The sequence below is a fragment of the Caballeronia sp. SL2Y3 genome, from assembly GCF_022879575.1.
In the GTDB taxonomy this organism is placed as follows: domain Bacteria; phylum Pseudomonadota; class Gammaproteobacteria; order Burkholderiales; family Burkholderiaceae; genus Caballeronia.
Genome location: NZ_CP084260.1, coordinates 1,382,437 through 1,396,214 on the forward strand (window position 1 = coordinate 1,382,437; position 13,778 = coordinate 1,396,214).

11 protein-coding genes are annotated in these 13,778 nt (G+C 63.1%); 6 read left to right on the plus strand and 5 right to left on the minus strand.

Annotated elements, in window-relative coordinates; translation table 11 throughout:
- The first annotated feature begins 78 nt into the window (after positions 1–78).
- Complete coding sequence (locus LDZ26_RS06515) at positions 79–1,518, plus strand: ISNCY family transposase (protein WP_244848663.1); 1,440 nt, start codon at positions 79–81, stop codon at positions 1,516–1,518.
- Positions 1,519–1,641: 123 nt separating this feature from the next.
- Here the strand turns inward: LDZ26_RS06515 and LDZ26_RS06520 are convergent, their stop codons facing one another.
- Positions 1,642–1,797, minus strand: a complete 156-nt coding sequence (locus LDZ26_RS06520) for a hypothetical protein (RefSeq protein ID WP_244848664.1) — start codon at positions 1,795–1,797, stop codon at positions 1,642–1,644.
- 106 nt (positions 1,798–1,903) lie between these two features.
- Here LDZ26_RS06520 and LDZ26_RS06525 point away from each other — a divergent pair, with 106 nt between their 5' ends.
- The 3 genes from LDZ26_RS06525 to LDZ26_RS06535 all read left to right on the plus strand — a co-directional run bounded on the left by LDZ26_RS06525 (position 1,904) and on the right by LDZ26_RS06535 (position 4,374).
- Positions 1,904–2,077, plus strand: a complete 174-nt coding sequence (locus LDZ26_RS06525) for a hypothetical protein (protein WP_244848665.1) — start codon at positions 1,904–1,906, stop codon at positions 2,075–2,077.
- 250 nt (positions 2,078–2,327) lie between these two features.
- Positions 2,328–2,783, plus strand: a complete 456-nt coding sequence (locus LDZ26_RS06530) for a hypothetical protein (protein ID WP_244848672.1) — start codon at positions 2,328–2,330, stop codon at positions 2,781–2,783.
- Positions 2,784–2,994: 211 nt separating this feature from the next.
- The gene (locus tag LDZ26_RS06535; RefSeq protein ID WP_244848674.1) at positions 2,995–4,374 is read left to right on the plus strand and encodes a glycosyltransferase family 9 protein; all 1,380 of its coding nucleotides are present in this window, start codon (positions 2,995–2,997) and stop codon (positions 4,372–4,374) included.
- A 6-nt stretch (positions 4,375–4,380) separates the two neighbouring features.
- On the opposite strand, the gene LDZ26_RS06540 is transcribed toward LDZ26_RS06535, so the two are convergent.
- From LDZ26_RS06540 to LDZ26_RS06550, 3 genes are all read right to left on the minus strand, one after another.
- The gene (locus LDZ26_RS06540) at positions 4,381–6,723 is read right to left on the minus strand and encodes a GNVR domain-containing protein (RefSeq protein WP_244848675.1); all 2,343 of its coding nucleotides are present in this window, start codon (positions 6,721–6,723) and stop codon (positions 4,381–4,383) included.
- A gap of 123 nt (positions 6,724–6,846) precedes the next feature.
- Entirely contained in the window at positions 6,847–8,157 is a 1,311-nt protein-coding gene (locus tag LDZ26_RS06545; RefSeq protein WP_370650655.1) for a cellulase family glycosylhydrolase, read from the minus strand.
- Position 8,158: 1 nt separating this feature from the next.
- Positions 8,159–9,496: a hypothetical protein gene (locus LDZ26_RS06550; protein WP_244848677.1), complete on the minus strand. Its 1,338-nt coding sequence runs from the start codon at positions 9,494–9,496 to the stop codon at positions 8,159–8,161.
- A gap of 665 nt (positions 9,497–10,161) precedes the next feature.
- On the opposite strand from LDZ26_RS06550, the gene LDZ26_RS06555 reads away from it, so the two are divergent.
- The gene (locus tag LDZ26_RS06555; protein ID WP_244848684.1) at positions 10,162–10,938 is read left to right on the plus strand and encodes a hypothetical protein; all 777 of its coding nucleotides are present in this window, start codon (positions 10,162–10,164) and stop codon (positions 10,936–10,938) included.
- Positions 10,939–10,943: 5 nt separating this feature from the next.
- On the opposite strand, the gene LDZ26_RS06560 is transcribed toward LDZ26_RS06555, so the two are convergent.
- Positions 10,944–13,541: a tetratricopeptide repeat protein gene (locus LDZ26_RS06560; protein ID WP_244848692.1), complete on the minus strand. Its 2,598-nt coding sequence runs from the start codon at positions 13,539–13,541 to the stop codon at positions 10,944–10,946.
- Here LDZ26_RS06560 and LDZ26_RS06565 point away from each other — a divergent pair.
- Complete coding sequence (locus LDZ26_RS06565) at positions 13,540–13,755, plus strand: hypothetical protein (protein ID WP_244848694.1); 216 nt, start codon at positions 13,540–13,542, stop codon at positions 13,753–13,755. The two genes, LDZ26_RS06560 and LDZ26_RS06565, sit on opposite strands and share 2 nt — an antisense overlap.
- The last annotated feature ends 23 nt before the right edge of the window (positions 13,756–13,778 follow it).

Genomic DNA, 13,778 nt, shown 5'->3' on the forward strand with positions numbered 1-13,778 from the left:
TGTCGTGTTTCTGCTAAGTAGAAATGTCGCATTTTGCCGTAGGTTCGTGGCCAGACAAGCGTTTCTGGAGCGCGGACCATGAACTCGACTGGGACGATCACGATGTCGATGCGCGAACTGGACCGACTCAAGGTGATTCAGGCCGTCGCCGAGCAACGGCTCAAGCCAGGGCGTGCCGCCGAGCGCCTGGGCCTGAGTGTGCGGCAGGTCGAGCGGCTGGTGCGGCGGTATGGCGCTGACGGCGCGTGCGGGCTGGTATCGGGCAAGCGCGGACGCGCGAGTAATCATCGGCTGCCAGATGGCGTCGCGCAGCGCGCGATCAGCTTGATCCGCGCGCGCTATACGGACTTCGGCCCGACACTGGCGTGCGAGAAGTTAAGGGAATGCCACGGCATCGAACTGGCCGTCGAGACGGTCCGCTCCCTGATGACGGCGGCGGGCCTTTGGGTGCCTCGCAAACAGCGCCCGCCGCGGATTCACCAGCCGCGCAACCGCCGCGCGTGTCTGGGCGAGTTGATCCAGATTGATGGCAGCGATCGCCGCTGGTTCGAGGATCGTGCGCCGGCGTGCACGCTGCTGGTATTCATCGACGATGCGACGGGCCGGCTGATGACGCTGCACTTTACGGCCACCGAGTCGACCTTCAGCTATTTCGAGGCGCTATCGAAGTACCTGCGCGCACATGGCAAGCCGATCGCGTTCTATAGCGACAAGGCCAGCGTCTTCTACGTCAAGAACCGCTCACAGACCGCTGGCAAGGGCGTGACGCAGTTCGGGCGGGCCTTGTACGAACTGAACATCGACGCGTTCTGCGCGAATACGAGTCAGGCCAAGGGGCGCGTTGAGCGCGCCAATTTGACCTTGCAGGACCGGCTGGTCAAGGAATTGCGCTTGCGCGGGATCAGCACCTGGGAAGCGGCCAACGCTTATGCGCCCTCCTTCATTGCTGATTTCAATCAGCGCTTTGGCAAGCCGCCACGCAGCAACCACGATGCCCATCGGCCCCTGCGCGCCGACGACGATTTGACGCAACTGCTGGCGCATCGCGTCTGGCGCAAGGTCACCCACGCGCTGACGGTGCAATACGACCGCGTGATGTATCTGCTGGAAGACACGCCCGCCAATCGCCTATTGATTCACCAGCAAGTCGAGGTGGTCGAGTATCCGAGTGGCTGCGTCGAGGTTCAGGCTGGCGGCGAGGTGCTTTCCTGCGGCACTTACGACCGTATTGCGAGGATTGATCAGGGTGCGGAAGTCGACAACAAGCGCTTGGCGCACGCACTCGAAGCTGCACGGTTGCTGCAAGCCAAACGAGACGATCGTCGGTCGTGCGATGCACCGTCACGCACGCATCGCGGCGAACAGGTTCGAGCCAAGAAGGCGCTCGAAGGACTGAAGAAGCAACGCGCGTTGAGCATCGCAGACATGAACGAAGCGATTCTCGAAGTCAGCGCAAAAACAATGAGGGAACGGGGGGGCGGCTGCGCCGCCCCAACCCCGAAACCTGAATGCAAGTAAGCCAAACATCCGTGCAAAACGCGACATTTCTATTTAGCGGTAACCCCGACATTTGAACTTAGCGGCAACATTATTAGCCGCTTAAGGAACGGTCGGCGGCTCATCGCCGACCCAAACGCGTGCTTATTCCTGCGCCGGCGCTCCCGGCGTGCGCGTGTTGCCGTCGTCCGCCTCGGTCAGCGGCATATCGGTCGGCGGATCATCTGACTTCGGCGCGGGCTGAGTCGCCTTGTCCGTATCGACGACATCCGTGCCGGGTTCGTTTTGCGGAATGCTCATGGTCGTCTCCTTTGTTGAGATTGCTGCGGACAAACAGCATCGACAATGCCTGATTGCGGAATGCGCGTTGCTCCCGCGTCAATGTATTCGACAACAGGAGCCAACCATGTCCGCATCGACCGACTCAACGAATAAACCACCGGAGAATCCAATCGACTCCGAGGGATTGACCGATCTGGGCCCGGCCCAGCCGGAAGACCCGCCGCATCCGCCGCAAGCGGACGCCGATTTGCGCGATCCGCCGAGTCCGGCAGGCGTTCCGCGTCCGGACGATCGCTGATACCGCTTTGCCCGTGAATGGCGCGCGTCGATAATCGGCGCGCCCAAACTCGTCTCAGCGCTTGCTCAACGTCCTAGAGCATTCCTAAAAGCATCAGAATCTAATCAGAAAATGCTCAGTAAGAGATATTCGCGAAAACACGCATAAAAATCATACGTGGAACCGGACTTCCGCGTTATCCTAGTTTGGCTCGCAAATCTCTCAGCCGATTTGGGGATCAAGGATGAAAAGAGGAAAGGCTTTACATCGAGTGCTTATCGCCGACACGACACCGATGATCTCGGAAGGCTTGAAATTGCTTCTAAGCGAAAGCAACCTTCCGGTACTTGTCGAAATATCGTCATGCAGGGTCGAGTTAATGGACCGGCTACATTGCGGCCATATCGATTATCTCATTCTCGATCCCGCCTTCGTGCAGCACGATCTCGATCTCGGCAATATCGATTCACTTACTGCTTTCATTAATCGGTATCCTCGCGTTTCGGTTCTTCTGCATACCACGGTCACTGATCCGCAGATTCTTGAGAAAATGACGCATCTGAACCGACCGAGCGTCGCCGATAAAGCCGACGAGTTACAGGACGTCGTACAGATCGTGAGCCGCTTGCTGAGAGGAGAATTCAACGTGTTGTCGCCGAAGACGCACCGCATGTTGTATCAAGCACGCAAGCTGAGCGAACGACTGCCGGAGCTTTACGCGTTTTAGCGCGAGGAACAGGCGCTTCACCAATACGCTTTGCGCCCTGCTCGCCCAGACAAAAACAACGACCTATACTGAAAGCACGCGCGCACAATCGTCAAATTTTTTCGACGATTCGTTCACTCAGCGAAACGTTCCCCGGCATCGTGCCATAGTCGCGTAACACGCTTGCGTCCAGGCTCAAGCCCACTTCGCGCACCCTCCACGACACGACAGCATGCTCGAACAATACGACGACCTTTATCCGAAACTCTACGCAGGCGATGTCGAGGCATGTTCGCGCTTTCTCGACGAACGGCGCGCGGCGGATGGCAACACGGCCGAATACTGGCATTGGCGCGCAATCGTGCATCTGCGGGCGGGACAATTTCTTCAGGCGCTCGATATTTGTTTCATGCTCACGCGTCTATCGGATTCTTTCGCTTTTCACGTCCATTGCATGTGCGACGTCGCCGGGCATCTCGGCTTGAAAGAAGTCGCGCTCGCGGGAATCGAATCGTTCGCGCAGAAAGCGTCGACGCCGGAAATCGCCGCTTTTCTGTGGCGCGTGTACGGATGGCATTATCTCGGCGAAGACAACCGCGTACTGGAACTGAGACCGGACGGCATTGACGAGCATTCCGCCTTCGTGCTCGGTCATCACCAGGCGCGCAGCCGCATGCGGCTTCACGGCATCGAGCACGGCGTCGAGGCGATGCATCAGTACTGGTCGTCCGACGACGCGCGGCGCGTGCTTTTCCCGCATGTGAACCGCGAAGGCTACTGGGCCGGTCAACGCGCTCTGCCAGCGCGCATGTCCGTGCAGCTCATCGCATCGGGCTTCGGCGATCTGGTGAACTGGGCGCGCTATATCGGCGCGTTGCAGGCGATGGGCGTCGCCGTGGACTACGACACCGAGCTCTTCCGCGTCGCGACGCCGGAGACCGACCGCGCCGACTACGTCCGGGCGATGCAAGCCGCCGGCTTCACGAGGCCAGCGGGCGACGGGGCGATGTGGACGGACCCGTTCACGCTTTTCACCGCCCTTTTCCCGGTGCTCGGCCACGCGACGTCGCACCGGTACATTGAACCCGCGGACCCGGCGAGCGTCGATGCCGTCATCGACCGAATCTGGCATCGCGCGCGCGGCCGGCGCTGCGTCGGCGTGTTCTGGTCATCGTGCGAATCGGCGAACAACTTCGCGAGCCGCAGCCTCACCCTGCCCGACCTCGACCCGCTGTTCGACACACAGAGCGACGTCTACTGGGTCGTCATGCAGCGCGGCTTCGAACGCCGCCGCTGGCTGAACGACCCGCGCTCGAACGATCTCGACCGCTTCACGACGCTCGATCTCGACATGACGCTCGGTCAGTCGGCGGCGCTCATCGATCGGCTGGATGCGTTCATCGGCAACGACGGCGGGCTCACGCATTTCGCCGGCGCGCTCGGCAAGCGCACCTATCTCTTTCTGAACCACGTGGCCGAATGGCGTTACGAGCGCGAAGGCGCAACGACGGCCTGGTATCCGAACATGCGGCTCGTCCGGGCGCGCGAACTGGGCGCATGGGGCGACGTGGTCGGCACGTTGCAGCGACTGCTCAGTGCCGACGCACGCTAGCCCCTTTCAGCGCGCGACTGCCCTGAAGCCGTACTCCTCGCGCGCGCCGTAGCGGCCCGGCGCGAAGCCGTTGAACACATGGCCGCCCACTTTCGCGCCCACGTTTTCAAGCCGGCGCAAGGTCTCTTCGAGTTGCCGCGCGCCCGTCCGGTCCGCCCGCGACACCAGCAGCACGAGATCGCAATTGTGCATGGCGATGGACAGCGCATCGCTGACCGGAAGCACCGGCGGCGAATCGATGACGACGTAATCGTAGATGTCGCGCAGCATGGACAGCGTCTCCTGGAACGCCGGACGGCCGAGCAGTTCCGCGGGATTCTCGGGATAGAACGCGCCCGCGTCCATCATCGAAAGACCGCCGCCGAGCGAGACGATCGCTTCATCCACGTGAGCGGAGCCTTCCAGTACTTCAGCGAGACCGGGCCCGGTGCGACCATCGACGAGATGACGGAGACGCCCCTGCCGCATGTCCGCGTCGATCAGCAAGACGGACGCACGCGTTTCCGCCAGCAGATAAGCAAAGTTCGACGAAACGAAGCTCTTGCCCACGCCCTGCGTCGGGCCGGTGAAGAGGATGACCTTGCCGTGACGATCGTCGGCGCTTGCGACGTAGCGCGGATTCATCATGGTCGTGGTCGTGCCGAAGGGCATCGCGTTCATCGGGTTCAGCGAGTTGAGTCCGCCGCCGAGTCCCGCATGAACCATCGGCACGGGCGCGCCGCTCAGCATCGCGCGGACGCTGTTGCGCAACGAGCGCAACGCCTCGATGCTCGGGTCGGTCGGACTCGTCATGGCGAGCAGTTTCGCGGGCGCGGCGTTGTGCGTCAGCGCACGCACGTCCTGGCGCAGCTGCGCCGTCGAACGTGCGATGACGGCAAGACGCGGCAACTGCGAGAACTGGTCGATTTCTTCGGGACTTCGAAGTTCCCGCCGATTCAATGCGATGAGATAGATCGAAACAGTGCTGATAAAGAGGCCGCCGAAGACGGAGCCGAGCAGCACGATCCACGCGCGCGGCCACGACTGCTTCTCGGGCGCGACGGCCCAATCCACCACCGCGACGCCGGGCGGCGTGCTGGCGGCCGCCACTTCCAGTTGCTGCGCATTGGTGAGCACGCTCGTGTAAAGCTGCGTCGTGACGGCGACATCGCGCGCAAGCTCAACGTATTGCCGCTGCACGGTCGGCAGATTCGCCGCGATCTTCGACGTATCGGCAATCTCGCGCTTCACCTGATTCAACTGCGTGAGCGCGCTCTGATAGTTCTCGTTGTCGGGCTTATAGCGATGCTGCGCGGCATCGAGCGCGAGTTGCAGCGTCGTCTGCTGTTCTTCCAGCCGGCTCATGCGCGTGATGAGCGCGGTGTTCTGCTGCGCCATGTCGACGGTGCCCGTTTGCGTGCGGAACGCATTGAGGCGCCGCTCGGCCGCTTCGAGATCCTGTTTCAGCGCGGGCAGGCGCTGCTTCAGGAAGTCGAGGCTCGTCTGCGCCTGCGCGGCACGGCGTTCGACGTCGCGCTGCTGATACGTCTTGATGATCGCGTTGACCATGGCCTGTGCGAGCAGCGGCGATTCCGCCTGATAGCTCAGGTGGATCAGCGACGGGTCGCGCAACGACGATTCACGCGGCGGAATCGATGTGCGCAGCCGCGAAATCACGTTGTCGAACGTCATCTGCTGCGAGTACTTGCGCAGTTCGAAGCTGATGCCCGGGCGCGCGCGCAGCGTGTCGATGCGCACTTCGCCGGGCGCCTGCCCTTCCGGCGTGCTCACCTGAAACGGCACCGTCTCGCCGACGCGCCCTTGCGCGAGTTGCCTGTCGTCCTTGTCGTAGAGTGTCCAGCGTCCCGCGGGTCCCGCGACGACGCGGAACTTCGCCTTGTAAGCGGATTCGGGAACCGTGAACACGCCGGGCTTCAGGCGCTCGCCGCCCCAAGCATATTGATCGAGTCCGAAGAACGATGGCGCGAGTTCGTTGTCGCTCGCGTGGCGCGACGCCAGATAGCTGCCGATCAACGGAAAGTGGCTCTTCGTCTCGACGACGGTCTCCGCCCCCGTCTGCGCGATAGCCGCGCTCACGACCGAGCGTGACGTCAGCACGTCGCTTTCGTCGTTCGCGGAGGCGTCGGCGGCCATCGAGCCGGAGACGTCAGATAGCGCGCTGATCGACGTGCCCGCCTTGCTTTGCACGCGCAACAGCGCTTCGGCGCGATATTGCGGCGTGGCGAGCAGCACGTACAGCACACCGGCCGCGCAGCATGTGCCGGTGACTGCGCCCAACAAGGTCTTGTGGCGCACCACGCTGCGCCACAGATCGACGAGACCGTCGCCGCGTTGCGGAACTGGCGTCATGGCCGGGCGCATATTATATGAAAGCATGTTATATCCCTACGAGAAGTAAAAGACCCAGGACGTCAGTGCATTTCGACACAGGCGCATTCCCTCGCATGCGCCTGTGATTCGTACCACGAACCGCTATGAGGACACAGTCACGAAGACCGGTCCTTGTACTTCCGTCACGGCGAGCACCTTCTGCCCGCCTCGCGCGACGCCATACAAATCCGTGATTCGCGCGCCCGCAGGCAGACGCGACACATCCAAGTTCACGACGTTGCCGGCGCCGTAGCACCAGACCACGTATTTCGTTGCCTGCGCATCGTCGAGCTTGAGCACGATGTACTGCGCCTTCTCGTCGATGAAATACCGCGCGTTCTTCGCATCCGCCGTGAAGGCGAACAGATGCTTCACGGCTCGATACGCCGGCAGCTTTCCGTTCTGCGCATCCAGCAGACCGAAGTTATGTTCCATCTCCTTCGGGTCATTGCCGTCGTTGCGCATGTCGTAGTAGGACGTCAGCCCCACTTGCGCGATCCAGTTCATCAACAGCAATCGCACTGCGTAGTTCGCCTGTCTCGCACGCGCTTCGCTGGAATGACCATTGCCGATATCAGCTACATAGTGATAGCCGACGCTCGGGTATGACCATTCGGTGGCCCACACTTGCGGACGCCTTGCATACGTCGACAGGTCCTCGCGCAACGCACGATAGTCGCCGAGCACGGTCTCCGGTTCTTGCTGCCGGTACGGATGGACGCTCACGGCGTCCGGCCCCGTTTGCGTCGCGCTGATATCGCCCACCGCGCGTATGAAGTCGCGATCGACCTGCTGCACGCCACCGGTCGCAATGACGACGCTGGGATTGGCGGCCCGTGCCGCTTTCACCGCCGTCTGAAGCAATGCGCGATAGGCAGTCGCTGACGGCGTAGCTAACCAGTAGTCCTTATGATCTTCCTCATTCCACACTTCGAAGCGTACCGGCGCACTGCGATAACGGTATGCCGCCTGATACGTGTAGGTCTGAAACGCGGCAAGTTGCGGCGCGGACGTCGGCGGCTGGTCCGGGCTATACGCGTAATGCTTGTAGCCGAGAATGAAGAGCGCGCCGAGACCGCGCGCCTTCAGGTTGTTCACGAGACCGTCGAATTCGCCGAAATGCCAGCCGTCCGGCGCCTGCACTGCTTCCCAAAAGAGATCTGTGCGCACGAACGAGAAGCCGACGTCCTTCACGGCGTCGAGGAGTTGCGTATCGCCGATCTGATGGATCGCGACGCCGGTATTCGCCCGTGCCCCGGCGAACGACGGCAACGCGACATAAGCGCGCTCGAGCGACACCGGCGAGCCGTCGAGCGTTACATCGGGCGTGGCGGATGCGGGCAGCATCGTGATGCATGCGGCCACCGCGCCCGCTACCGCGATATGCCGGGCGATGCTTTTCGTGCGGATCATGTCAGAGGCTCCGCAGTCCGTCATGCGCCGATTCGAGCATCGTCTCGCTCTTGACCGACGGCATCGCATGCATCGCCGGCATGCGCGCGCGCCACTGCGTTGCCGTCAACGGCAGCGGCATGCGCCACATGCGCGGCTCCACGGCGAGCCCGTTCTCACGCAGATAAGCGAGCGTGATGCCGAGGAACAGCAGGCAGCCGATCGATTCACAGACATCGGTCGTCGCGCAGGCGAACAGCAGATAAAGCAGCATCGCCCAGGACGGTCTGTCCTCGGCCTGCGCCCTCAGCATTACGCGCACGAATAAGCCGATGAGCGCCACCGCGCCGAACATGCCGAAGCTCGCAAGCGCATACAGCACGGTGTTGTCCGCATAGGCCACATTGAAGCCGAAGGCGTTCTCATAGTAGGTGGATGCCGAGCCGAAGCCTCCCGGTCCGAGCCCGAGCCATATCCGCTTGTTCTTCAGGAGTCCTTCTATCAGAATCGGCCATGTATTGAACATGCGATCCTGGAAGGATGCGAGCGTCATGTAGCCGGTGCCTGAGAGATTGAATGCCGAGGCCGCGATGAACGACGCGAGCGGAAAGCCGATGGCGAAGGCAGTCGCCCACAGGCAGGCGCGCTTCATCGTCATCGTCGAGAAAAGGCAGTGCGCACCGACGACAAGCGCGAGCGCCACGGGCGCCGTCTTGTTGGTGGTGGCGTGAATGGCCGCGCCCGCTGCCGCGAGCAACGCGCACTGCAACCAGCGATTGTCGGTCCGCATGAGAAGCCACGTGGTGAGCAGACCGGCCATGAGTCCCGTCGATGCGCTGTCGCGGCCGAAGCCCGAGAGCCGCGATGCAATCCCGACATATGAGGACACCGCGACGCGCACGTTGTGGCCGCCCACCGATACGCTCGCGCCGACCCACGGCAGCGTCATGAACGTGTTGGCGAGAATGCCGATGCCGCATAGCGCGGCGAGCACGACGAAGCCGGTTGTCGCGGTACGCGCGTTGAGCAGCGCGAGCGCGCTGCGCGGCGCCGTGAGCGCAAAGAGCATCGGCGTCACCGTCCACACCCAGAACGCCACAGCTTGCGGCACGACGCCATGCGAAAGCGATACGCACGACTGCGCGAGCATGTAGAGCGCAATCAGCGCGTGGCTCGCCTTCGGGCGCTTGATGAGCGTGAACAGCACCCACGCGACCATGACCACTTTGGGAAGATACGCGGCCTGCGGCACGCCGGCCATCGACGTGTAGTAGCGCACGACGCCCGAGAGCACGTCGCTTCCCACGGCAGCGAGAAACGTCGCGACCCACAGTTTGTCTTCGAGCGATGCCCTTTCCATTGTTTCACCGTCGCATGTCGCCGGGGATCGCCGGTCGCCCGTGTCGCTCATGTCGCCCACGTCGCCGCCGATCGCCTCTTGTTGTATGCGCTGTGCTTCCAGCGCGACGGACCCGGCCAGGCCCGCCCCCGTTGCCGAAAACTTACCGTCGCGGTCGCCCCCCCTCCGTGCGCCGACGCACGCTCGATGCGGTCGATGGTCCACGCTCACGTTTGCTATGTCCGCTTGCGCTCATAAGCCGCGACATGCAGGCGCCGATGTCGGCACCCGAGCGTTCTTTGCGATGGTTACCGAACATAAGCCGGCTTATTGTGTTACCGCTACGGGTTTGTCCTCGTCGTCGTCATGTGTCGCAAACGCCCGTGACGTCGTACATTAGAGTCATATCGGCATAAATGGCGACGTATAGGATTACGTAGCAAACAAGCCGGAAAGGAATGCGCACCGGAAGGCGGTCGGGGCCGGACGCGCGGGGTCGCGGTATCGAACGAATCGAATAACTCAAAGAGGCTCGCCATGAGTCAGACCAGCACGCACGCCTGCCGTGCCGCATACGTGAACGGCATCGCCATGCTCTCAGCCTCGGGGCCCGTGCCGCCCGGCCCTCGATGAAGTTGCGCCCGCAACGAATCGCCGTCTTTTACACGTCATCTCCGAGAGCGCATATGAACGCACAAGACCGTGCCGCGTTGACGCAGGCATCGAAGGGCAGCATTGCGGTATTCGAATCCGTCGTGCCGCAGGCCACGCTTTCCGCCATCAACTGCATGCTGGACGCGGCCTATGAAGCCACGCAAGACCACGAGCAGTTTTTCGGCAGCGCGAAGAACGTCGTGCTTACCTTGCGCGACATCCCCGCCTTCAGGGCGCTGGAGAACGAGGCCGTGCGCACCGCATCCGACTGGCTCAGGTCGACCATGCAGGTCACCGCGACGGTCGGACCGTGGTTCGGTCTTCGCATCGGAAGCAGCACGACAACCGCGGGCAGTCACTGCCGCCACTTCGACTCGCAGGTGCTCACGCTCGTGATCGTGCTGAAGACAGCCAGCGATCAGGACAAGAGCGGCGATCTCGTCGTCTATCCGAGAACACGCGAGATTCCGCGACGCCGCGACAACCTCTTGCGCAAGAGCATGCAGTGGGGCGAGCGCGGCCTGCCCTTCCCGCTTCGCGCGGCGCGCACCGAGCGGCATCTCGAACGGGGCCTGTGCTCGCGCATTCGGGGCTTCGCGGGCGACGTCTACGTCTTCAACGGATTCCTGATGCAGCACTGCAATCTCGATGTCCTCGCGGGCGAGCGCCGCAGCCTCGTCATTCACTATCTGGACCCGGGCTTGTCGCTGGGACTCTCGGCGATCAACCGCTTGCGCCGGCGTGAGCTAGCCGCGCCCGCGGACGCCGTGCTTCCCGTGGAAACCGTCACGGGCCTCGACGCGTTCTGAGCGGTTCAGTCGGCGCTCGTGGCGCACCACTCGCGCCACATCGCGCGATAGGCGTCTTCCAGATTGCGCGTGAAGCGCGGGGCGTTCATCATCGGCGAATGTTCGAGGCGAGAACGCAGCGATGCGCGCAGTCCGGCAAGACGCGCGATATCGCCGGCAAGGCGCGTGACGATGTCGACGTAAGCCGCGTCGTCATGCGCAACCAGTTCGGACAAGCCGAGGTTCATGAGCAGGCTCAGTCCCGCGCGGCTGCAAGCGGTCTCGCCCGCGCGCGACGGCACCGGCACGCCCATCCACAGCGCGTCGAGGCTCGTCGTGTGACCGTTGTACGGGAAGGTATCCAGGCCGATGTCGATGGCATTGTAGGTGTCGAGGTACGCGCTGCGCTCCTGATAACCGACGTACGCCACGCGCGACATGTCCACGCCCAACGCGCTCAGGCGCGCAGTGAAGCGTTCGCGCGCGCCCCGCTCCGCGAGCAAAACGAAGCGCGCATTAGGCGTCGCGGCCAGCACGGCGGCCCACATGCGAAGCGTGCGCTCCGACGCCTTGCACGGATTATTTAGGCATCCGAATGTTATGAAGCCGTTGCGTTCGGCGGGCAGCGGGCCGACGTCGGGCATATCGAGTGCATCGCCCATCGCGATGCGCGGATCGAAGCACCAGAACGTCTCCGGCAGCCAGAGCGAGCGCTCGCTGTAGCGTTCGGCGACGCCCGGCTGACCGGGCGGATCGATCCACGGATCGGTGAGCCGGTAGCCGATCGCGCGGCTGCCCGTCGTGCCCGGATACGCGAGCCACTGAACCTGCACCGGCGCGGGCCGCCGGGCGAACAAAAGCGGACGCCCGCCCGCCATGTGCATGGTGAGGTCGACGAGCACGTCGATGCGGTCATCGCGGATCAGTTGCGCGAGCGCTTCGTCGTCGAGCGCGTGCACGTCGCGCCAGACATCGGCCATGCCGCGAAGCTGATCGGTCACCGCGTCCGGATGCGCCACGCTCGCGTAGATGAAGATCTCGAACGATGCATGGTCGTGCTGTGCGAAAACGGGCGCCGTGAACATCGACTGGCAATGCATACGGAAGTCCGGCGCGACATAGCCGATTCGGAGCCGCCGCGACGCCGCCCGGTCATTCGCATACATCACGGCGCGTTCAAGCAACGGGGCTTCGTGTCGCGCAGAGAAGCGCAGGCATTCGTCGAGAATGGTCCTCGAGTCTTCGGCGTAATAGGTCAGCGCGTAGTTGAGATTGCGATGCACGCATTCGTTGTCGGGCGCGCAGGCAACGGCGCGGAGAAACGCTTCGATGGCGTCATCCATCCGGCCCATGTCCTTCAGCACGCTCGCGAGGTTGTTATGAGCCTCGGCGGAGTGCGGCGCGATTGCGATCGATTGCCTCAGAATGGCCTCCGCCTCCGGCAGCCGGTTCATGTCCCGCACGACGCGGCCCAGATTCGTGTAGGCATCAGCGCTGTTTGGGCGCAGCGCGATCGCGCGGCGATAGGCGGCCTCCGCCTCAGGCAGGCGATTTTCCCGCGAAAGAAGCACGCCCAGGTTGTAGTGCAGGTCCGGGTTGCGAGGATGCTGCGCGATCAGCGCGCGATACGCCGCTTCCGCTTCTTTCATGCGGCCTGCTTCGTGCAGCATTTGAGCGAGGCCCGCGCGAGCGTCCCCGTGGTCCGGGTGCATCTGGAGCACTTCGCGATAGATGCGCTCCGCTTCCGCGATGCCGCCGGTCTCACGCCGCGCACGCGCGAGGCCCAAGAGCGCCTGCGTGCAGTCCGGGCGAACGGCGAGCGCCGCTTCGAACGCGGCCGTCGCTTCCGCCACGCGCCGGGTCGCGAAAAGCGCATCGCCGAGACTGCAGTGCGCCTCGACATAAGCGGGCGTCAGTTGTGTCGCGCGCCGGTGGAACGCCTGCGCCCGCGCGAACTGGCCCATTTGCTGAAGCACCAGCCCCAGATTCTGATGCGCGATGTCGAAGGTCGGACGCAGCGCCACCGCGCGCCTGAGCGCGGTCCGCGCCTCTTTGAGCCGGCCCTGCTCGCGCAGCAGATTGCCGAGATTGTTAAAGGCTTCGGCGTAGTCGGGACGCACCGTGACGGCGTCGCGGTAGGCGGCTTCGGCTTCCGCCAGTCGTCCACCGTCTTTCAGCAGGCTTGCGAGGTTGTAATGCGCTTCTGCCAGATTCGGGCAGAGGCGCAGCGCCTCGCGAAAACAGGCTTCCGCTTCGTCGGCGCGATGGCACGCGCGCAGCAGATTGCCGAGGTTGTAATGGGCTTGCGCGAACGCCGGGCGAAGGGCGACGGCCTTGCGGTAGACGGACTCGGCATCCGCGAGCCGGCCCTGCGCCATCAACAGATTCGCCAGATTGCCGTAGCTTCCCGCATGCTCCGGATGCGCGTGGATGACGCGGCGCCAGTTCGCTTCCGCATCGTCCGGGCGGTTGAGTCGATAGCAGCAGATGGCCGCCAGATTCAGGACTTCCGCGTCGGCTGGCGCATCTTCGAGCATGGGCTGAAGCACATGCAGCGCCGCCTCATAGTCTCCGCTCGAATAATGAGCCGCTGCGGTGTGATAGAGATTCGGATCGAAGACCATGAGCGAAAACGCGCGGAACCGCTGTTCGGGGAATTTTTGGAGCGTAAAACTAACAGAGGTCCGGCACGAATTCGTCAAGAACTATAAAGCCGCGCAAAAACCGAAACGCGGCGAATGGCGCCGCAGCGCGGCGCGCATGTCGGTGCCGCTCTTGCCGCTCGTGCCGCTTGCAGATCATCTCAAAACCCCGCAAGCTCTCGGTTGCGGCGCGTAATGCGCGCCGGTCTGTAAAACAAA